The 20,455-nt window shown below is 65.2% G+C and carries 15 protein-coding genes; 7 read left to right on the forward strand and 8 right to left on the reverse strand.

The window, feature by feature from the left end:
• Positions 1 to 78 precede the first annotated feature (78 nt).
• The 4 genes from VIL42_08465 to VIL42_08480 are packed head-to-tail and all read left to right on the forward strand — an operon-like array spanning position 79 to position 5,454.
• A complete protein-coding gene (locus VIL42_08465) occupies positions 79 to 927 on the forward strand; it encodes an N-acetylmuramoyl-L-alanine amidase (GenBank protein HEY8592881.1) in 849 nt (282 codons plus the stop codon).
• A 53-nt stretch (positions 928 to 980) separates the two neighbouring features.
• On the forward strand, positions 981 to 3,617 hold the full coding sequence (locus VIL42_08470; protein HEY8592882.1) for a PBP1A family penicillin-binding protein: 2,637 nt from the start codon (positions 981 to 983) through the stop codon (positions 3,615 to 3,617).
• A 30-nt stretch (positions 3,618 to 3,647) separates the two neighbouring features.
• Positions 3,648 to 4,775 carry a peptide chain release factor 2 gene (gene prfB, locus VIL42_08475; protein ID HEY8592883.1) on the forward strand — a complete coding sequence of 376 codons (1,128 nt, stop codon included), beginning with the start codon at positions 3,648 to 3,650 and terminating at the stop codon, positions 4,773 to 4,775.
• Positions 4,765 to 5,454 carry a class I SAM-dependent methyltransferase gene (locus VIL42_08480; GenBank protein ID HEY8592884.1) on the forward strand — a complete coding sequence of 230 codons (690 nt, stop codon included), beginning with the start codon at positions 4,765 to 4,767 and terminating at the stop codon, positions 5,452 to 5,454. The genes prfB and VIL42_08480 overlap by 11 nt, the downstream gene beginning before the upstream one ends.
• Here VIL42_08480 and VIL42_08485 read toward each other — a convergent pair.
• Positions 5,451 to 5,855 carry a JAB domain-containing protein gene (locus VIL42_08485; GenBank protein ID HEY8592885.1) on the reverse strand — a complete coding sequence of 135 codons (405 nt, stop codon included), beginning with the start codon at positions 5,853 to 5,855 and terminating at the stop codon, positions 5,451 to 5,453. The genes VIL42_08480 and VIL42_08485 overlap by 4 nt on opposite strands.
• 358 nt (positions 5,856 to 6,213) lie before the next feature.
• Here VIL42_08485 and rpoB point away from each other — a divergent pair, with 358 nt between their 5' ends.
• A complete protein-coding gene (gene rpoB / locus VIL42_08490; protein ID HEY8592886.1) occupies positions 6,214 to 10,389 on the forward strand; it encodes a DNA-directed RNA polymerase subunit beta in 4,176 nt (1,391 codons plus the stop codon).
• Between the two features lie 55 nt (positions 10,390 to 10,444).
• Entirely contained in the window at positions 10,445 to 14,722 is a 4,278-nt protein-coding gene (gene rpoC / locus VIL42_08495) for a DNA-directed RNA polymerase subunit beta' (protein ID HEY8592887.1), read from the forward strand.
• 85 nt (positions 14,723 to 14,807) lie between these two features.
• Here rpoC and VIL42_08500 read toward each other — a convergent pair whose 3' ends face one another.
• From VIL42_08500 to VIL42_08515, 4 genes are all read right to left on the reverse strand, one after another.
• Positions 14,808 to 14,951, reverse strand: a complete 144-nt coding sequence (locus VIL42_08500) for an Entericidin EcnA/B family protein (protein HEY8592888.1) — start codon at positions 14,949 to 14,951, stop codon at positions 14,808 to 14,810.
• A gap of 66 nt (positions 14,952 to 15,017) precedes the next feature.
• Positions 15,018 to 15,161, reverse strand: coding sequence for an entericidin EcnAB (locus VIL42_08505; GenBank protein ID HEY8592889.1), 144 nt, complete (start codon positions 15,159 to 15,161; stop codon positions 15,018 to 15,020).
• 76 nt (positions 15,162 to 15,237) lie between these two features.
• Positions 15,238 to 16,116, reverse strand: coding sequence for an MBL fold metallo-hydrolase (locus tag VIL42_08510; GenBank protein ID HEY8592890.1), 879 nt, complete (start codon positions 16,114 to 16,116; stop codon positions 15,238 to 15,240).
• A gap of 49 nt (positions 16,117 to 16,165) precedes the next feature.
• Positions 16,166 to 16,960: a thymidylate synthase gene (locus VIL42_08515; protein HEY8592891.1), complete on the reverse strand. Its 795-nt coding sequence runs from the start codon at positions 16,958 to 16,960 to the stop codon at positions 16,166 to 16,168.
• A gap of 74 nt (positions 16,961 to 17,034) precedes the next feature.
• Between VIL42_08515 and VIL42_08520 the strand changes: the two genes are divergently transcribed.
• Entirely contained in the window at positions 17,035 to 17,895 is an 861-nt protein-coding gene (locus tag VIL42_08520) for an alpha/beta hydrolase (GenBank protein ID HEY8592892.1), read from the forward strand.
• Here the strand turns inward: VIL42_08520 and VIL42_08525 are convergent.
• The 3 genes from VIL42_08525 to rplJ form a co-directional block, all read right to left on the reverse strand.
• The gene (locus VIL42_08525) at positions 17,892 to 19,118 is read right to left on the reverse strand and encodes an NnrS family protein (protein HEY8592893.1); all 1,227 of its coding nucleotides are present in this window, start codon (positions 19,116 to 19,118) and stop codon (positions 17,892 to 17,894) included. The two genes, VIL42_08520 and VIL42_08525, sit on opposite strands and share 4 nt — an antisense overlap.
• A gap of 116 nt (positions 19,119 to 19,234) precedes the next feature.
• Positions 19,235 to 19,612, reverse strand: a complete 378-nt coding sequence (gene rplL / locus VIL42_08530) for a 50S ribosomal protein L7/L12 (protein HEY8592894.1) — start codon at positions 19,610 to 19,612, stop codon at positions 19,235 to 19,237.
• Positions 19,613 to 19,675: 63 nt separating this feature from the next.
• Positions 19,676 to 20,188 (reverse strand): 50S ribosomal protein L10, encoded by a 513-nt coding sequence (gene rplJ, locus VIL42_08535; GenBank protein ID HEY8592895.1) that lies wholly within the window; start codon positions 20,186 to 20,188, stop codon positions 19,676 to 19,678.
• Positions 20,189 to 20,455 lie beyond the last annotated feature (267 nt).

A 20,455-nucleotide genomic window follows, 5' to 3' on the forward strand; every position in this document is an offset into this window, starting at 1 on the left:
TTGCGCTGCGATCAGCCGCAATTTTCCGTTAACCATATCCGCGTGATACAAGGGCGTGTGAGATCAATGGGTTGGGGCATGGAACGGGTGGGCAGACGAGGGCTGATCGCCGGAGCCGGGCTGCTCGTCCTCGTGGGCGGGGGCGCGGCGCTGTCGCTGACCAGCCGCAGCGGCGCTGCCGCGCAATCCAGCCTTACGGTGAATGTGCCGCCGCCCGTCAGCGACCGCATCTATGCGGCGCCGCAAGCGCGCGGACGTCCGATTGTCGTGCTCGACGCGGGCCATGGCGGCCACGACCCCGGAGCGACGAGTGTCTCGGGCCAGGTGAGCGAAAAGGATTTGACGCTCGAGCTTGCCCGTGAGCTTCGCGACAAGCTGGTCGAACGGGGCCGGGTTCGCGTCGCGATGACTCGCGATGGCGACCGTTATCTGCTCCTCGACGACCGGGCAGCGGTTGCGCGCCGGCTCAACGCGGCGATGTTCGTGTCGCTGCACATGGACAGCGCGCCCAATCCGCTCGCTCGCGGTGCTACGGTATATTCGTTGTCCGACGTCGCTTCCGATGCCGAAGCCGCACGCGTCGCGGCGGCGGAAAATGCCGGCGCCCGGACCGATGCTCGCGCGGGCACCGTCGAGGCTGCACTGGCCGACCTCGCTACGCAGTCGCAGATGGCCGCGTCGGCGGGTCTTGCGTCGCGGCTCGTCAGTCGTTCAGCGGGGCGTTTTGGCCTGCGCCCGGACCCGCACCGGTTTGCGGCCTTCCACGTCCTTCGGCGCGCCGAAGCGCCCGCCGTGTTGTTCGAGGCGGGCTATATCAGCAACGCCGACGATGAAGTGCTCCTTCGCTCGCCCGATCAGCGCGCGAAGATGGTGCTTGCGCTTGCCCAGGCGATCGAAGCCGACGTTGCGGCGCACGCGCGTCGCTAACGGCATTAACCGGCTTTCCGCACCAGCGCCGAACGGCTAGACGCACCAGTCGAATGAATTCCGAGCCGCTGACCGTCCCCCGCCGCCGATCCCCGGACCTCGTCGCCTTCAACCGGAGGGTGCGTGACCGGCTCGACCCCTTGTGGGCGCACAAATGGGTGCGGTGGCTGGTGTGGCTTTTCGCCGGCGGACTTCTCCTGTTTGCCGCAATGTGGGTCTATTTCGCGAGCGGCCTTCCGTCGTCCCAAACCCTGCTCGCCTACCAGGCGCCGCTGCCCACCAATGTCCGCGGCTATAACGGCGACCCGATCCAGACCTTCGCCCGCGAGCGGCGGGTCGAGCTGTCCTACGACGAATATCCGCCGCTCGTTCTCCAGGCCTTCATTTCCGCCGAGGACAAAGGCTTCTTCAGCCATCACGGGATCGACATTCCGGGCCTGATCGGCGCCGTCGCCGACTTCACCGCGAAGAGCGTAACCGGCGGCGGCCGCGCGAAAGGCGGTTCGACGATCACCCAGCAGGTCGCCAAATATCTGCTGAAGGACGACACCTACAGCGTCGGCCGTAAGGCCCGTGAGGCGATCCTGGCCTTCCGGCTGGAGGACACGCTTTCGAAGCAGCAGATCCTGGAGATCTACCTCAATTCCATCTTCCTCGGGCGTAATGCTTACGGCGTACAGGCCGCATCACGCGCTTATTTTGACAAGGACGTCAACGAGCTGACGCTGCCGCAGGCCGCATATCTCGCGGTGCTTCCGAAGGCGCCGGCCAATTACGACCCGGTCCGGGCCACGCAGCGTGCACTCGACCGCCGCAACTATGTCCTCCGCGAAATGTACCGCAACGGCTACATTAGCGAGGCGCAGTGGGAAGAGGCCGCCGCGACGTCGCTCGGCACCATCCGCTACGGCAGCAATGAAAAGTTCGTGCAGCAGGGCGGCTACTTCATGGAAGAAGTCCGGCGCGAGCTGATCAAGAGGTTCGGCGAGGATGCCGACAACGGCTCCAATAGCCTCTATGCCGGCGGCCTGTGGGTTCGTTCGTCGATGGACCCGAAGATGCAGGATCCGGCCGCCGAGGCGCTGCGCGACGGGCTCGTGAAATTCGGCGGCGGCACCGCATGGGCCGACACCGGGCTCAGCGTCCATGTCGACAAGGACTGGGCGGGGCAGCTCGACCGGGCGCCCGTCGGTACCGGCTATCCCGACTGGATCAAGGCCGTGGTGCTGTCGAAGGCCGGCGGCGCGGCGACGATCGGCTTCAAGAATGGCACGACCGGCACGCTGCCCGCATCGGGCGCGTCGATGCCGATCCGCGGGGTCGGCGGCGCAGCCTTCGGCGCGCTCAAGCCGGGCATGGTGATCATCGTCAAGGAAAGCTCGCCCGGCACCTATGCTCTGCGATCGGTGCCGAAGATTTCGGGCGGCATGCTGGTCGAGGAGGTGAAGACCGGGCGCGTCCTTGCGATGCAGGGCGGATTCGACGTTCTCGGGTCGAGCTATAATCGTGCGACGCAGGCCCTTCGCCAGCCGGGTTCGACGTTCAAGCCGATCGTCTACGTGACCGCACTCGAAAACGGCATGACCCCGTCGACCATCCTCGTCGATGCGCCTTATTGCGTCTGGCAGGGCGCCGGCCTCGGCCAGAAGTGCTTCGTCAACTTCGACCGCCGTTCGGCGGGCCCCCACACGCTGCGCTGGGGTGTCGAGCAGTCGCGCAACTTGATGACCGTTCGCGCCGCATCGGCAGTCGGCATTCCGAAGGTCACGGACACTGCCCGCAAGCTCGGCGTCGGCGACTATGACAATTATCTCTCGATCGCGCTCGGCGCCGGCGACACCACGGTCGCGCGGCTCGTCAACGCTTATGCGATCCTGGCCAATCAGGGCCGGTCGGTGAAGCCGACGTTCATCGATTATGTTTCCGACCGCAATGGCAAGGTCATCTACCGCGCCGACGACCGCTGCGCCGTCATGGGGACCTGCAATGCGCGGGACTACAATGGCGGGGCGATGCCGCGCCCGCCGAGCCGCACGCGGCAGGTCCTCAACCCGATGGCGGCGTTCCAGATGGTCCACGTCATGGAAGGCGTGATCGAGCGCGGCACCGCGACCGTCCTCCGCGACCTCGACCGCCCGCTGTTCGGCAAGACCGGCACCACCAACGGCCCGACCAATGTGTGGTTCGTCGGCGGGACGCCGGACATCGTTGCCGGCGTCTATGTCGGATACGACAACCCCAAGCCGATGGGCGGCTGGGCGCAGGGCGGACGCATCTCGGCGCCGATCTGGAAGCAGTGGGCGAAGGTTGCGCTGAAGGATGCGCCGAAGACGCCGTTCGTCGCGCCCAAGGGCATTCGCTGGGTGCGCGTCGACCGGGCGAGCGGAAAGCCGGTGTTCGGCACCTTCCCAACGACCGAGGACCCGAAGTCGGGCGTGATCTGGGAGGCATTCCAGCCGCAGACGGATGTCGTCGAACGCGGGCGCAGCTCGATGGGCGACCCTTATGGTCCGCAATATCTGTCGCTGTGGCAGGAAGCGGCCCGCGCTGCGGCCCAGCCGAGGCCTGAGGAAAGCTCCGACGAGCCCGCGCCGGTGCCCGCACCGCGGCGGAGGCCCCGACCGCCGGTCGCCACCGCGCCTGAACCTCAGGCGCAGCCTGGCAACTTGCCAACTCAGAACGCGCTCTAGTACGCGCCTCGCCAGAAGAGGTTTTGAACAATGCGCGCCGAAGCGCAGGCCCATATCGACCAGATCAATGCCGCGACTGCGCTGCTGCGCCGGTTCCTCGACTGGGACCGGGCGCTCAAGCGCCTCGACGAGCTGAACGCCAAAGTCGAGGATTCAACGCTCTGGGACGATCCCAAGGCGGCGCAGGACGTCATGCGCGAGCGGCGGCGCCTCGAGGAAGCGATCGGTGCGACGCGGACGCTCGAGCGGGAGCTGGCGGACACGTCCGAGTTGATCGAGCTTGCCGAGAGCGAAGGCGACGATGCGCTGGTCGATGACGCAATCCGCAGCCTCGGCGAACTGGCGGAGCGCGCCGAGAAGGACAAGGTCGCCGCGCTGCTCGCCGGCGAGGCCGATCCCAACAACGCTTATGTCGAGATCAACGCCGGCGCCGGCGGCACCGAGAGCCAGGACTGGGCCGAGATGCTGCTGCGCATGTATACGCGCTGGGGCGAGCGGCACGGAATGAAGGTCGAGATGATCGATCACCATTCGGGCGAGCAGGCGGGGATCAAGTCCGCGACAATCCTCGTCAAAGGCGAGAACGCCTACGGCAATCTGAAGACGGAGAGCGGCGTCCACCGGCTGGTCCGGATCAGCCCGTATGACGCCAACGCCCGCCGCCACACCAGCTTTTCCAGCGTCTGGGTCTATCCGGAAGTCGACGACGACATCGACATCCAGATCAATGAAGCCGAACTGCGCATCGATACCTATCGCGCGTCCGGCGCTGGCGGGCAGCACGTCAACACCACCGACAGCGCGGTGCGGATCACGCACATTCCGACCGGGATCGTCGTCGCCTGCCAGAACGAGCGATCGCAGCACAAGAACCGCGCCTCCGCGTTCAAGCAGCTGAAGGCGCGGCTTTATGAGGCAGAGCTTCAGAAGCGGGAGGCGGAGGCCAATGCCGCCAATGCGGCAAAGACCGACATCGGCTGGGGTCACCAGATCCGGTCTTACGTGCTGCAGCCGTATCAGCTGGTGAAGGATCTGCGCACCGGGGTGACTTCGACAGCGCCAGGTGACGTGCTCGACGGCGACCTCGATCGCTTCATGGCCGCAGCCTTGTCGCAGCGCGTGACTGGTGAAACCGTCGAGGTCGAGGATGTGGAATAGAGCCGCGGCGCTTAGTGCGCTGCTGCTGCTGATTTCCTGCCGTTCGGAGCCCGACGAGCCGCAATTTCCGGCCGCGAAGCGCGACGTCGCGCCGATCGTCAGCGACCGCTTTTCGACCGAAGATGCACGCGACCGCCGCGGAGAAGCGGAGGAGGTCATGCAGCTTGCCGGCGTTTCGCCGGGCATGTGGGTCGCGGATGTCGGGGCAGGCGAGGGCTATTATGCCGTGCGGCTGGCGCGGATGGTCGGTCCGAAGGGTAGGGTGCTCGCCGAGGACATCGTCGAGGATGTCACCGCGAATCTGGGCGAGAGGGTGTCGCGCGAGCGGCTCGACAATGTCGCAATCCGCCTCGGCACGGCCGAGAACCCGATGCTGCCGGCGCGCTCCTTCCACCGGGTTTTCCTCGTCCATATGTATCACGAGGTGACGTCCCCTTACGCCTTCCTCTGGCACCTTCGCGATGGATTAAAGCCGAATGGCGAGATCGTCGTCGTCGACGCCGACCGCCCGATCGCCCGCCACGGAACGCCGCCGCAGCAACTGAAGTGCGAGTTTGCGGCCGTTGGACTCGCGCCCACGCGGTTCGCGATGCTGAGCGGTGGCGAGGCTTATTTCATGGCGTTCCGCGCCGCAGCGCCGCGTCCCGAGCCCGGCGCCATCAAGCCATGCAGGGACTAAAGGTAGCCTAAAGCCCTCAAGCTAGTGCAGTCGCCGCTTCCGAACACGAGGTGGTCGGCGATTTCGCATCCCAGCGCGCGGGCCGCGGTGGCGAGCTCCCGCGTGGCGCGCATGTCGGACTGGCTGGGTGTCGGATCGCCGCTCGGATGATTGTGGGCGAGGAGGATCGCGGCGCTGTTGTTGCGCGCCGCATCGACGATAATTTTGCGCAGCGGGAACTCGATCCCGGTACGATCGCCCTCATGACGGGTGAGCTGGACGCAGCGCGCCTCTTCATCGAGGTGCGCCACCCACAGACTCTCCCTGCCAGAGTCTTGGTCGGCGAAGCAGCCCGAGAAGAAATCGCGGGCCGCTTCCGGTCCGTCCAGCTTCTGCGGGGATTCGACACGCTGATACCGCACGGCGGAGGATGTACCGGACGGTCGCCGCCCATTCGAGGCGAACCGAGTCCGGTTTCGCAGGCAAATTTATCCGAATTGACGCAAAGCGGGCGTGGCGGGCGACGAGCGGCGACAAGCCCCTTCACAAGCGTGAAAATAGGATTATATCGGCCTCATCCAAGAAATAGACGGCTCCGCCGCACGTTTTCGTGCGCCCGGAGCTTTTCCCGTCCTCTCCGGGACAGGGTCCGGTTAAGCGCCCGGGCCGCAAGCATTGGAGAGGGTCGCGGGGCAAGCGCTCCACTCAATCGGCCGGCGCCACGCCGGCACATCAGCGGGGGCGCCCTTTCTTGCGCCTTCGCGTAGCGCAGGGAAGCACATGGCCACCAAAGCGATCGACGCACCCCGGAACACCTCGAGCGGGGCGAAGACCAAGCAGCGGCGCATCCGCAAGATCTTCGGCAACATCCACGAAATTTCCGACATGCCGAACCTGATCGAGGTTCAGCGCGAGAGCTACGAGCAGTTCCTGCGCTCGGATCCGAAGACCGGCTATGTGTCGGGCCTGGAAAAGACCCTGCGTTCGGTGTTCCCGATCGTCGATTTCGCCGGCACGGCGCACCTCGACTTCGACCATTATGAGCTCGAAGAGCCGAAGTACGACACCGACGAGTGCCGCCAGCGCGGCCTGACCTATGCCGCGCCGATGCGCGTCACCCTGCGCCTGACCACGTTTGAGATCGATCCCGAGACCGAGGCCAAGTCGGTGATCGATATCAAGGAGCAGGACGTCTACATGGGCGACATGCCGCTCATGACGATGAACGGCACCTTCATCATCAACGGCACCGAGCGCGTGATCGTCAGCCAGATGCACCGCTCGCCGGGCGTCTTGTTCGACCATGACCGCGGCAAGACCCACGCCAGCGGCAAGTATCTCTTCGCAGCGCGCGTGATCCCGTACCGCGGCAGCTGGCTCGACTTCGAATTTGACGCCAAGGACATCGTCAACGTCCGCATCGACCGCAAGCGCAAGCTGCCGGTCACAGCTCTTCTCCACGCGCTCGGCATGACCAGCGAGGAGATCCTCAACCAGTTCTACAACCGCGTGACCTACACCCGCGGCAAGAACGGCTGGCAGATCCCGTACAGTGCGGAGTCCTGGCGCGGCCAGAAGCCGAACCACGAGGTCGTCGATGCCGACACCGGCGAGGTGATCTTCAAGGCTAATGAGAAGATCAGCCCCCGGCTCGCCAACAAGGCGGCCAAGGACGGCCTGCAGAACGTCATCATCCCGACCGAGGAAATCTTCGGCCGCTATTCGGCCTATGACCTCATCAACGAGAAGACCGGCGAGATCTACATCGAGGCCGGCGACGAAGTGAGCGAGGAGAATCTCGCCAAGCTCGATGCGGCGGGCGTCAAAACGCTCGAGCTTCTCGACATCGATTTCGTGAATACGGGCCCGTGGATCCGCAACACGCTGAAGGCGGACAAGAGCGAGGACGGCGACAGCGCGCTGGCCGACATCTATCGCGTCATGCGCCCTGGCGAACCGCCGACGCGCGAGACCGCGGACGCGCTCTTCTACGGCCTGTTCTTCGATCCGGAGCGCTACGACCTTTCCGCCGTCGGCCGCGTCAAGCTCAACATGCGCCTCGGCCTCGATGCCGAGGACACGGTGACGACGCTGCGCAAGGAAGACATCCTCGCCGTCGTCCAGGAGCTGGTGAACCTCAAGGACGGCAAGGGCGACATCGACGATATCGATAACCTCGCCAACCGCCGCGTCCGCTCGGTCGGCGAGCTGCTGGAGAACCAATATCGCGTCGGCCTCCTCCGCATGGAGCGTGCGGTCAAGGAGCGCATGAGCAGCGTCGACGTGTCGACGGTCATGCCGAACGACCTGATCAACGCCAAGCCGGCGGTTGCCGCGGTGCGTGAATTCTTCGGCTCGTCGCAGCTGTCGCAGTTCATGGATCAGACCAACCCGCTGTCGGAAGTCACCCACAAGCGCCGCGTGTCGGCGCTCGGGCCGGGCGGCCTCACTCGTGAGCGCGCCGGCTTCGAAGTCCGCGACGTCCACCCGACGCACTATGGCCGTATCTGCCCGATCGAAACGCCGGAAGGCCCGAACATCGGCCTGATCAACAGCCTCGCCAGCTTCAGCCGCGTCAACAAGTACGGCTTCATCGAGACGCCGTACCGAAAGGTCGTGGACGGCAAGGTGACCGACGAGGTTGTCTACCTCTCGGCGATGGAAGAAGCGAAGCACACGATCGCGCAGGCGAACGCCGAGCTGACGGCCGAAGGCGGCTTCGGCGAAGAAATCGTCTCGGCCCGCCGCAACGGCGACTTCCTGATGGCTCCGCGCGATCAGATCACCCTGATGGACGTCAGCCCCAAGCAGCTGGTGTCGGTCGCGGCCTCGCTGATCCCGTTCCTTGAGAACGACGACGCGAACCGCGCTCTCATGGGCTCGAACATGCAGCGCCAGGCGGTGCCGCTCCTCCAGGCCGAAGCGCCGCTGGTGGGCACCGGCATGGAAGAGACGGTGGCCCGTGACTCGGGCGCCGCCATCGCGGCCCGCCGGCCGGGTGTCGTCGACCAGGTCGACGCGACCCGCATCGTCGTTCGCGTCATGGGCGACTTGAAGCCGGGTGAATCGGGCGTCGACATCTACACGCTGATGAAGTTCCAGCGCTCGAACCAGAACACCTGCATCAACCAGCGCCCGCTGGTGAAGGTCGGTGACACGGTCGACGCGGGCGAGATCATCGCCGACGGTCCGTCGACGCAGTTCGGTGAGCTCGCGCTCGGCCGCAACGTGCTCGTCGCGTTCATGCCGTGGAACGGCTACAACTACGAGGACTCGATCCTGATCTCCGAGCGGATCGTGAAGGACGACGTCTTCACGTCGATCCATATCGAAGAGTTCGAGGTCATGGCCCGCGACACCAAGCTCGGGCCGGAAGACATCACCCGCGACATCCCGAACGTCGGCGAGGAGGCGCTGCGCAACCTCGACGAAGCGGGCATCGTCTACATCGGCGCCGAGGTCGAACCGGGCGACATCCTGGTCGGCAAGATCACGCCGAAGGGCGAAAGCCCGATGACGCCGGAAGAAAAGCTTCTCCGCGCCATCTTCGGCGAAAAGGCGTCCGACGTCCGTGACACCTCGCTCCGCCTTCCGCCGGGCGTTGCCGGCACGGTGGTCGAAGTCCGCGTCTTTAACCGTCACGGCATCGACATCGATGACCGTACGCGGGCGATCCAGACCGAAGAGAAGGAGCGCCTGAAGAAGGACGCCGACGACGAGCGCGCGATCCTCAACCGCGCGACCTTCTCGCGCCTCAAGGAAATGCTGCTCGGCCAGACGGCGACGGCGGCTCCGAAAAGCATCAAGAAGGGATCGACGATCGACGATGCGGCGCTCGAGGCGACCGAGCGTCACGATTGGTGGAAGATCGCCGTCAAGGACGATGGCCGCCAGGCCGACATCGAAGCGCTGAAGGCGCAGTACGACGAAGCGGTCAACGTGATCACTGGGCGTTACCAGGACCGCGTCGGCAAGCTGGAAGCCGGCGACGAACTGCCGCCGGGCGTGCTCAAGATGGTCAAGGTCTTCGTCGCCGTGAAGCGCAAGCTTCAGCCGGGCGACAAGATGGCCGGCCGTCACGGGAACAAGGGCGTCATCAGCCGGATCTTGCCGATCGAGGACATGCCGTTCCTCGAAGACGGGACTCATGCCGATATCGTGCTTAACCCGCTGGGCGTGCCGAGCCGCATGAACGTCGGGCAGATCTTCGAAACGCACCTCGGCTGGGCATCGCGCGGTCTCGGCCGTCAGATCCAGGAGATGCTCGAAGGCATTCACGACCGCGGCAAGGATGTCGCCGGCAAGGATGCCAAGGAACTGCGGGCGAAGCTCAAGGACGTCTACGGCGACAATTATGCCGCCGAGATCGACGCCCGCGACGACAATGGCGTTCTGGAGCTGGCGTCGAACCTGACCGCGGGTGTCCCGATGGGAACGCCGGTGTTCGACGGCGCTCGTGAAGCCGACGTCAGCGCGATGCTGGAGAAGGCGGGGCTCAACACGTCGGGCCAGGTCACGCTCTACGACGGCCGCACGGGCAATCCGTTCGATCGGAAGGTGACCGTTGGCTACATCTACATGCTGAAGCTTCACCACCTTGTGGACGACAAGATCCACGCCCGTTCGATCGGACCGTACAGCCTCGTCACCCAGCAGCCGCTGGGCGGTAAGGCGCAGTTCGGCGGACAGCGCTTCGGCGAAATGGAGGTGTGGGCGCTGCAGGCTTACGGCGCTGCCTACACGCTTCAGGAAATGCTGACGGTGAAGTCGGACGACGTGATCGGCCGCACCAAGGTCTACGAAGCGATCGTCAAGGGCGACGACACCTTCGAAGCCGGCATTCCGGAGAGCTTCAACGTGCTCGTCAAGGAGATGCGCAGCCTCGGCCTCAACGTCGAGCTAGACAGCGTCGAAGACGAGGACGGCGAAGCGCCGACCGCACTGGCCGCAGAATAATCAAGGACTTGAACCCAGCCCCTCCGGTGCGCCGGAGGGGTCAGGAGCTGATATTATGAACGAACTGACGAACTTCGCGAACCCGGTGGCCAAGCCGGAGACCTTCGACGAGATCAAGATCGGCATCGCTTCGCCCGACAAGATCCGCAGCTGGTCCTTCGGCGAGATCAAGAAGCCGGAGACGATCAACTACCGCACGTTCAAGCCTGAACGTGACGGCCTGTTCTGCGCGCGCATCTTCGGTCCGATCAAGGACTATGAGTGCCTGTGCGGCAAGTACAAGCGCATGAAGTACAAGGGCATCGTCTGCGAAAAGTGCGGCGTGGAAGTGACCGTCTCGAAGGTCCGCCGCGAGCGCATGGGCCACATCGAGCTCGCCGCGCCGGTCGCCCACATCTGGTTCCTGAAGAGCCTTCCGAGCCGCATCGGCCTGCTGCTCGACATGCAGCTCAAGCAGCTTGAGCGCATCCTCTACTTCGAGAGCTATGTCGTCATCGAGCCGGGCCTGACCGCGCTCGAAAAGTACCAGCTGCTGACCGAGGACGAACTCCTCGCGGCGCAGGACGAATATGGCGAGGACGCCTTCTCGGCCGGGATCGGCGCCGAGGCCGTCAAGCACATGCTGATGGACCTCGACCTCGAAGGCGAGCGCACTGCGCTTCTCGACGAGCTGGCGACGACCAAGTCGGAGCTGAAGCCCAAAAAGATCATCAAGCGCCTCAAGGTCGTCGAGAGCTTCCTCGAATCCGGCAACCGTCCGGAGTGGATGATCCTGGAAGTCATCCCGGTCATCCCGCCCGAGCTTCGCCCGCTGGTGCCGCTGGACGGCGGCCGCTTCGCGACGTCGGACCTCAACGACCTCTACCGCCGCGTGATCAACCGTAACAACCGCCTCAAGCGGCTGATGGAGCTGCGCGCGCCGGACATCATCGTCCGCAACGAAAAGCGCATGCTGCAGGAAGCCGTCGACGCCTTGTTCGACAACGGCCGCCGCGGCCGCACGATCACCGGCGCCAACAAGCGTCCGCTGAAGTCGCTGTCCGACATGCTCAAGGGCAAGCAGGGCCGCTTCCGCCAGAACCTGCTCGGCAAGCGCGTCGACTATTCGGGCCGCTCGGTCATCGTCACCGGTCCGGAGCTCAAGCTCCACCAGTGCGGCCTGCCGAAGAAGATGGCGCTCGAGCTGTTCAAGCCGTTCATCTACTCGCGCCTTGACGCCAAGGGTCTGTCGATGACCCTCAAGCAGGCGAAGAAGTGGGTCGAAAAGGAGCGCAAGGAAGTCTGGGACATCCTCGACGAAGTCATTCGCGAGCACCCGGTCCTCCTGAACCGCGCGCCGACGCTTCACCGCCTCGGCATCCAGGCGTTCGAGCCGGTGCTCATCGAGGGCAAGGCGATCCAGCTTCACCCGCTGGTCTGCGCCGCGTTCAACGCCGACTTCGACGGCGACCAGATGGCCGTGCACGTTCCGCTGAGCCTCGAGGCCCAGCTGGAAGCGCGCGTCCTGATGATGTCGACCAACAACATCCTGTCGCCCGCGAACGGCAAGCCGATCATCGTCCCGTCGCAGGACATGGTCCTCGGCCTCTATTACCTCAGCCTCGAGAAGGAGAATGAGCCGGGCCAGGGCATGCTTCTCGCCGACATGGCGGAAGTGCACCAGGCGCTCGCCGCCGGCGCGGTCACGCTTCACAGCAAGATCGTGAGCCGCGTCCCGCAGACGGACGAGCAGGGCAACACCTACATGAAGCGCTTCGAGACGACGCCGGGCCGCATGCTGCTCGGCGAGACGCTCCCGAAGAGCCACAAGGTGCCGTTCGAGACGGTCAACCGGGTCCTGACCAAGAAGGAGATCGGCGATGTCATCGACACCGTCTATCGCCACACCGGCCAGAAGGAGACGGTGCTGTTCGCCGACGGCATCATGCAGCTCGGCTTCCGCCACGCGTTCGCGGCCGGCATTTCGTTCGGCAAGGACGACATGGTCATTCCGGCGGCCAAGGAGAGCCTGGTTGAGGAAACGCGCGCGCTCGTGAAGGATTACGAGCAGCAGTACCAGGACGGCCTGATCACCCAGCAGGAAAAGTACAATAAGGTGATCGACGCCTGGTCGCGTTGCGGCGACCAGGTCGCCAGCGCGATGATGAAGGAGATCCAGGCGACTCCGGTGCTCGACAACGGGCGCCAGGCGGACCTCAACTCCATCTACATGATGGCGCACTCCGGTGCCCGTGGTTCGCAGGCCCAAATCAAGCAGCTGGCGGGCATGCGCGGCCTGATGGCCAAGCCGTCGGGCGAGATCATCGAAACGCCGATCATCTCGAACTTCAAGGAAGGTCTGACCGTCCTTGAATATTTCAACTCGACCCACGGTGCCCGTAAGGGCCTTGCCGATACGGCGCTCAAGACGGCGAACTCGGGTTACCTGACCCGCCGTCTCGTCGATGTGTCGCAGGACGCCGTCATCATCGAGGAAGATTGCGGTACCGAGCAGGCGCTCGAAATGCGCGCGATCGTCCAGGGCGGCGCCGTCATCGCGTCGCTCGCGGACCGCATCCTCGGCCGCACGACGGCTGAGGACATCGTCGATGCGAAGAGCGGCGATACCATCATCCCCGAGGGCGAACTGCTCGACGAGGCGATGGTCGCCCGCGTCGAGGAGCTTGGCGTTCAGGGCGTGAAGATCCGCTCGCCGCTGGTCTGCGCGGCCAAGCAGGGCGTTTGCGCCAAGTGCTACGGCCGCGACCTCGCACGCGGTACGCCGGTCAACATCGGTGAGGCGGTCGGCGTCATTGCCGCCCAGTCGATCGGTGAGCCGGGCACCCAGCTGACGATGCGGACTTTCCACATCGGCGGCGCGGCGCAGCTCAACGAGCAGTCGAACCTCGAAGCGCCGGTCGACGGCACGATCGAGTTCCGCGACATGCCGACGATCACCGATCCGCGTGGCCGTCACCTGTCGCTGTCTCGCTCGGGCGAGATCGCGATCCTCGACATGGACGGGCGTGAGCTTTCGACGCACCGCGTTCCCTATGGCGCGCACCTGCTGTGCGAGAGCGGGCATATCGTCAGCCGCGGCGACCGCATCGCCGAGTGGGATCCGTCGTTCAGCCCGGTGGTCACCGAAAAGGCCGGTACGGTTAAGTACCAGGACCTGATCGAGAACCGGACCATGACGGAGCAGGTCGACGAGTCGACCGGCATCACCCAGCGCGTCGTCACCGAGGACACCGGCAGCAAGTCGAAGAAGGAAGCGCTTCACCCGCGCCTGACGCTGACCGGCGCCAAGGCCGAGGAAGCCGGCGTCTACCGTCTCGCGGCTGGCGCCATCGTCGCGGTCGAGGACGGCCAGCAGGTCGAAGCCGGCGAAGTGCTCGCTCGTATGCCGCGGGAAGCCGCGCGTACGCGTGACATCACCGGCGGTCTGCCGCGCGTCGCCGAGCTCTTCGAGGCCCGCAAGCCGAAGGAGAATGCGATCATCGCCAAGGTGTCGGGCAAGGTCAGCTTCCTGCGCGACTATAAGGCGAAGCGGAAGATCGCGATCGTTCCGGACGACGGTTCGGAACCGGTCGAGTATCTGGTGCCGAAGTCGAAGCTGATCGAGGTCCAGGAAGGCGACTTCGTGAAGCGCGGCGACAATCTCGTCGGCGGTTCACCCGATCCGCACGACATCCTGGAAGTGCTCGGCGTGGTCGCACTCGCCGAATATCTCGTGAGCGAGATCCAGGAAGTCTATCGACTCCAGGGCGTGAAGATCAACGACAAGCACATCGAGGTGATCGTTCGCCAGATGCTGCAGAAGGTCGAGATCACCGACGGCGGCGACACCACGCTGCTGGCCGGCGAGCAGGTCGATCGCGAGGAGATGGACGAGGTCAACTCCAAGCTGACCAAGGGCCAGAAGAAAGCCGAAGGAAAGCCGGTGCTGCTCGGCATCACCAAGGCGTCGCTGCAGACCCGCAGCTTCATCTCGGCGGCCTCGTTCCAGGAGACCACCCGCGTCCTCACCGAGGCGGCGGTCCAGGGCAAGGTCGATACGCTGAACGGTCTCAAGGAGAACGTGATCGTCGGTCGCCTCATCCCCGCCGGTACCGGCGCGGGCATGAACCGGATGCGCGTTGCGGCTTCGTCGCGCGATACGGCTCTTCGTGCGGCCCAGCGCCGCATGGCGGAAGCCCTCGTCGCGCCGGACTCGGCCGAGGAGCTTCGCGCGGCCGAGCTCGCGCGCAGCCCGCGTGACGACACGGCCGGCATCGGCGAGGACCCGCTCGCCGAAGTCACGCCGAGCGGCCACGGCACCGACGCTGACGCCGGGGACTATCTGCAGAGCTAAGCCCCGCAGCCCAGCGCAAACAAAAAACCCGCCGGAGAGAGCATCTCCGGCGGGTTCTTTTTTGCCGGTCAGGCCGGCAACGGGCTTACTTGCAATAGCCGCTCTTGATTGTGTTCTCGGTGCAGTTCGCAACCGACTGAACGTCCTGGCCAACGCCGCGGACCGCATTGCAGCCCGCGATCGCGAGACAAGCGCCAGTCAGCGCGACGACGACCAATTTCTGAACCATTGTCACTCCTCCTTGATGTTTCGGAGTGACAATGAATCAGTCGGCGGCTGTCTGTCTAGTGAACGATCAGCACTTACCCGTGCCGTCGATCGCGTTTTCGCCGCAGTTTGCCACTGACTGGACGTCCTGGCCGACACCGCGGACGGTGTTGCACGCGGCAACGGCAAGCGCCGCGCCAAGGACCGCAAGTGTGGTGAGCTTCTTGACCATCTCTCGTCTCCTGTTCTGACGAGGTTTGGTAACGCTGCGATTCCGAAACAGCTCCCTAACGGCGCCTTTTTCGAGCTTAGGCCATTGCCGGCACCAGCGGCGACGAAGCCGCTTGCGCGTCATCCGTGCGCCCTTGGAGCGCTTCGAGTTCCTTGGCGTCGTGCGAGCAGAAGATCGTGACTTCACGTCCGTGATCGCGCTTGAGCTCGCGCAGGCGCTCCTGGTTGGCGAAGCGAAGCTCCCGGTCGGTGTCCATCAGCCGCTGGTAGAAGCGAAGGCCGGGCGTGCAGCGGCGCCGGTCGGCATCGAGCTCGCGCCGATAGAAATAAGCGTCACCGGCGTTGAGCACCCATCCGTCCGGCCCCTGGACGGCGATGCCGGCGTGACCGAGGGTATGGCCGGGCAGCGGCACCATCAGGATTTCCGGCGGCAGGCCGTCCAGCGAACGTACCGCGTCCAACCCGAACCACTTGTCGCCTTCTCCGCCGCCATAGGTCCGCCAGTCGCGAACTTCATTCCATTGCGCCGGGCGATAGCGCCGCCGGGCGATGAAGCCCTGCCGTTTGCGTTCGGCGGCCTCTCGCTCGACCTCCATCACGTGGACTCGGGCGTTCGGAAAGTCCTCGAGCCCGCCGGCATGGTCGAAATCGAGGTGCGTGAGGACGATGTGCCGGACGTCATTTACCGAATAGCCGAGCGCGCGGATCTGGTGCAGGGCCGTCTCCTTCAGGCGGAAGCGGATGTTCAGCAGTGCATGGAATGTCTTGCTAAGGCGCGGGTGCGGGTGGCGCACGTCCTCGGTGCCATAGCCGGTGTCAATGAGGACCAGGCCTTCGTTCGTCTCGATCAGCTGGGCCGCGCACGGGATGAGGCCAAGGAGACCCTTGCTGAACCCGTCGAAGAGGGCGCCGCCTACCGGGCAGTCGGTCCCGCATTTGAGATAATGAATACGCATTGAGGGCGAACGCCCCCGCCGCGCTGCCCGTTCCTACCGCTGTTTCAGCTTAGACGGCGACGGGCGCTGAAATGTGCGGGTGCGGGTCGTAATTCTCGAAGACGAAATCGTCCGGCTCATAGTCGAACAAGCTCTGGCCGCGGTCTTTGACGACCAGCTTGGGCAGCGCCCTGGGCTCGCGGCTCAGTTGCAGCCGCGCCTGCTCGAGGTGGTTGGAATAGAGATGCACGTCGCCGCCGGTCCACACGAAGGTGCCGGGTTCGAGGCCGCATTCCCGTGCGAGCATGTGCGTCAGGAGGGCATAAGAGGCGATGTTGAACGGCACCCCCAGGAAGAAGTCGGCGCTGCGCTGGTAAAGCTGGAGGTTCAGCCGTCCGGCGGCGACCTGCGTCTGGAACAGGCAATGGCACGGCGCCAGCGCCATCTTGTGGATCTCGCCCGGGTTCCAGGCGGTGACGATTTGCCTGCGCGAATAAGGATCCTTGCGGATCAGCGCGACCAGCTCGGCAATCTGGTCGATATGGCGGCCGTCCGGCGCCTCCCAATCGCGCCACTGCTTGCCGTAGACGGGGCCGAGGTCGCCGTTATCGTCCGCCCACTCGTCCCAGATGCTGACCTTGCGGTCCTTGAGCCACCGGACGTTGGTGTCCCCGCGCAGGAACCACAGCAGTTCGACGATGATGGAGCGAAGGTGCAGCTTCTTCGTGGTGACAAGCGGAAAGCCGTCGGCGAGGTCGAACCGCATCTGCGCGCCGAACCACGATAAGGTGCCCGTGCCGGTCCGGTCCTGCTGCTCGACGCCCTTGTCGAGGATCAGCTGCATGAGGTCGTGATATTGCTGCATGCCGCGACCCTAAACGGGACGGCTCGAAACGAAAAGCGAATGACCGCTAGCAGCGCCGTGCTACGCGACGGTTCATGATTGCAGACGCCAAGTTCGAAACCGGCCACATCCGCGTGCGCGATGGGCTCAGCCTCTTTTATCGCGACTATCCTGGCTCGCCCGGCAAAGCGCCGCTGCTGTGTCTGCATGGGCTGACCCGCAACTCCCGCGATTTCCTCGAGTTCGCGGAGCGCTACTCGCCGCAGCGGCGTGTGATCACCCCTGATTTCCGCGGCCGCGGGCTGAGCGACTACGACCCGCTGCCCGCCCGCTATACGCCGCTCACCTATGCGACGGACGTCATCGAACTGCTCGACCAGCTCGGCATCGAAGAAGCGGTGTTTGTGGGAACGTCGCTCGGCGGGCTCGTCACCATGGCCGTCGCCGCGGTGGCGCCACAGCGGATCGCCGCGTCGATCCTCAACGACGTCGGCCCGGAACTGACGGACGCCGGGCTCGAACGCATCCGCACCTACGTCGGAAAGGACATTCGCTTCGCCAGCTGGGCCGCCGCCGCCGCCGCCATCAAAGCAAACAACAAGGGCCTGCCGGCCGGCTACAGTGATGAGGACTGGCTGAAGATGGCCTGGCGCAGCTGCCGCGAGGAAGATGGGCAGGTCGTCTTCGATTACGACATGGCGATCGCCGTGCCGTTCATGACCAGCGGAGCGGCTCCGTCGGTCGACCTCTGGCCGGTCTTCAACATGCTCGGCGCCAAGCCGCTGCTCCTCGTCCGCGGCGCGGAGAGCGACCTCGTCAGCGCCGACGCGCTCGCTCGAATGCACGCGGCCGTTCCCGACATGCAGTCGGTAACCATCCCCGGAGTCGGCCACGCGCCGATGCTTGACGAACCCGAGGCCGTCGCGGCGATCGACGCCTCCCTGGGCGGCATCTAACCTTCCGCTCGCGCGACGCGGGGCCTCCACAGGATCGGCGCGTAGACCACAGCATAGAGCAGCAACGCTCCGCCCCATGCCAGTCCGCCAAGCCGCAGGCCTACGTCATAAGGCAGCCACTGGAGCGAAGCCGAGACACGCAGCACTGCGCCGAGCGTGACGAGGCCATAAGCAACGGTCACGAGCGGTACGGCCTTCAGCTCGCGCCCCGTGTGGCCGAGGCTCGCGCGGCTCATCACGGCCAGGATCATGGTGGTCATTGCCCCGGCGCTGAGCGCGTGAATGGCGGCGCTGCGCGGCGCCAGCGCCAGGTCGGCAAGGCCGAGCAACGCCAGTCCAACCGGCACCCACGCGTAGCCGATGTGGAGAATCCACACGAGCGGGTCGGGCCAGGTCCGCATACCGCGCCAGCGAGCCAGGCGCGCTGCCTGGAACGCCGAGGCGAGAAGCAGGGGGGCGCCGGCAAACGCGCCTCCATCGGCGATCCACGCCAGAAGCGACACGGCCGTGAGCAGCAGCACGGCGACATCGAACCGATCCGGCTGCGTCGGCAGCGCTCCAGCGATCCGCTGCTTCGCCATCCAGTTGCGGGTGAACGAAGGGATGATGCGCCCGCCGATCAGCGAGATCAGCAGGATGATGATGGCTAGGGCGAGGCGCCAGCCGAGATCGGGCGCAATGACGGCACTGAAGCCGAGATAGTCGAGAAGGTTCGCGGCCGCGAATGCGCACACCATGGCGACAACGGGCAGGTTGCGCCTGTTGCCGCACGCCAGGATCTCTCGCGCCGCGACGCCTCCCACCACCGCGAAGAAGCCGACGTCGAGCACGGCAGCCGCGCCGAGCCCAACCACGCTTGAGAATAGCAGCGCGAGGCGTCCGGCGATCCACAAGGCGAAGAGGGCTGCTAGCGGAGAGCCGGCGATCGGCAGCCTGCCGGTCCAGTTGGGGATGGCGGTCAGCAGGAAACCGGCGATCGCCGCGCCGACAAATCCGAACAGCATCTCGTGACGGTGCCAGGCAAGCGGATCGACAGCGGCGGGAAGGGTGACCAAGCCCGACAGCCAGCCCAGCCAGAGCGCCAGCGCCACCACCGCCCACAGCGGCCCGCCAAGGAAGAAGGGACGAAAGCCGCCGCGGAAGAAGGGGTGCGAACTCGCCTCGCGGGCGCGGCGGAGCGCCAGCATCTGCTCGCCGCGAGTGACATAAGCTTGGTCGGCCATCGCCGCCGCCTAAGCGCTGTTGCGATCGGCCCGCACTACGCAATGTCCGCAGCGCAAACAAAAAGGGCGGCCCCGAAGAGCCGCCCTTCCTTGTCTCGAGTGGTTGAGAAAGAAGCTTACTTGAGGTCGACGGTGCCGCCGGCATCCTCGATCTGCTTCTTGATCTTCTCGGCTTCGTCCTTGCCGATGCCTTCCTTGATCGGCTTCGGAGCGCCTTCGACCAGCGCCTTGGCTTCGCCGAGGCCGAGGCCGGTGATGGCGCGGACTTCCTTGATGACGTTGATCTTCTTGCCACCGTCGCCGGTGAGAATCACGTCGAACTCGGTCTTCTCTTCAGCAGCCGGGGCAGCAGCGCCGCCAGCAGCCGGACCGGCAACCGCAACGGCGGCAGCGGCCGAAACGCCCCACTTCTCTTCGAGCGCCTTGGCGAGGTCAGCCGCCTCGAGGACGGTCAGTTCGGAAAGCTGGTCGACCAGCGAATTGATGTCAGCCATTTGATACTCCTTGGTGGGGCTCCACGGCCCCTGATTGTCGTGCGTTGAAAATCGAAATGCGTCTTAGGCAGCCTGGGCTGCGTAAGCGCCGAAGACCCGTGCCAGCTGGGCACCCGGCTCGTTGATCGTGCGGGCGATCTTGGTCGCGGGCGCCTGGATGAGGCCCACGAGGGTCGCGCGCAGTTCGTCGAGCGAGGGAAGCTCGGCCAGCGCCTTGATCCCGTTCACGTCGAGGACCGTGTCGCCCATCGCGCCGCCGACGATCTCGAACTTGTCGGTCGTCTTGGCGAAATCGACGGCCACCTTGGCCGCCGCAACGGGGTCGACGGACGTCGCAAGCGCGGTCGGACCCTTGAGCAGGTCGCCGATCGGCTTGTAGCGCGTGTCCTCGAGCGCAATCAGGGCAAGTCGGTTCTTCGCAACTTTGAACTGGGCGCCAGCATCGCGCATCTTCAGGCGCAGGTCCGTGGACTGCGCAACCGTCAGACCGAGGTTGCGAGTGATCACAACCACGCTCGTCTCGGAGAAGACGCTCTTCAGCTCGGCGACCAGATCGGCTTTTTGCGAACGATCCATGCCAACTCCAAATATTCATCCGAAGCCAAAGCTTCGAACGAGGTTCAACAAAGTCCCGCAGCAGCCGAAGCAGCCGCGCGACATCCGTGTCCGTGGGGTTGGGATCGATGGCGCTGCGCATATGCAACGCACGACGGGCGCGGCAACGCCGCCTCCCGAATGATTCCTGTCCCCGTCTAGGCCGGCAGAATTAAGCCGTTGCTCCTATGGAGCGCAGGCACCAGCTGTCTCGGACGGTCGCAGCGTCATGGACAAAGCCGTGCCGCT

Origin of the sequence: Sphingomicrobium sp. (assembly GCA_036563485.1) — a bacterium.
In the GTDB taxonomy this organism is placed as follows: Bacteria; Pseudomonadota; Alphaproteobacteria; order Sphingomonadales; family Sphingomonadaceae; genus Sphingomicrobium.

Bases quoted from the DNA above. Each gene is read 5' to 3' on its own strand.
- VIL42_08465 (HEY8592881.1), top strand. From the start codon at position 79: ATGGAACGGGTGGGCAGACGAGGGCTGATCGCCGGAGCCGGGCTGCTC.
- VIL42_08470 (HEY8592882.1), top strand. From the start codon at position 981: ATGAATTCCGAGCCGCTGACCGTCCCCCGCCGCCGATCCCCGGACCTC.
- prfB (HEY8592883.1), top strand. From the start codon at position 3,648: ATGCGCGCCGAAGCGCAGGCCCATATCGACCAGATCAATGCCGCGACT.
- VIL42_08480 (HEY8592884.1), top strand. From the start codon at position 4,765: ATGTGGAATAGAGCCGCGGCGCTTAGTGCGCTGCTGCTGCTGATTTCC.
- rpoB (HEY8592886.1), top strand. From the start codon at position 6,214: ATGGCCACCAAAGCGATCGACGCACCCCGGAACACCTCGAGCGGGGCG.
- rpoC (HEY8592887.1), top strand. From the start codon at position 10,445: ATGAACGAACTGACGAACTTCGCGAACCCGGTGGCCAAGCCGGAGACC.
- VIL42_08500 (HEY8592888.1), bottom strand. From the start codon at position 14,951: ATGGTTCAGAAATTGGTCGTCGTCGCGCTGACTGGCGCTTGTCTCGCG.
- VIL42_08505 (HEY8592889.1), bottom strand. From the start codon at position 15,161: ATGGTCAAGAAGCTCACCACACTTGCGGTCCTTGGCGCGGCGCTTGCC.
- VIL42_08510 (HEY8592890.1), bottom strand. From the start codon at position 16,116: ATGCGTATTCATTATCTCAAATGCGGGACCGACTGCCCGGTAGGCGGC.
- VIL42_08515 (HEY8592891.1), bottom strand. From the start codon at position 16,960: ATGCAGCAATATCACGACCTCATGCAGCTGATCCTCGACAAGGGCGTC.
- VIL42_08520 (HEY8592892.1), top strand. From the start codon at position 17,035: ATGATTGCAGACGCCAAGTTCGAAACCGGCCACATCCGCGTGCGCGAT.
- VIL42_08525 (HEY8592893.1), bottom strand. From the start codon at position 19,118: ATGGCCGACCAAGCTTATGTCACTCGCGGCGAGCAGATGCTGGCGCTC.
- rplL (HEY8592894.1), bottom strand. From the start codon at position 19,612: ATGGCTGACATCAATTCGCTGGTCGACCAGCTTTCCGAACTGACCGTC.
- rplJ (HEY8592895.1), bottom strand. From the start codon at position 20,188: ATGGATCGTTCGCAAAAAGCCGATCTGGTCGCCGAGCTGAAGAGCGTC.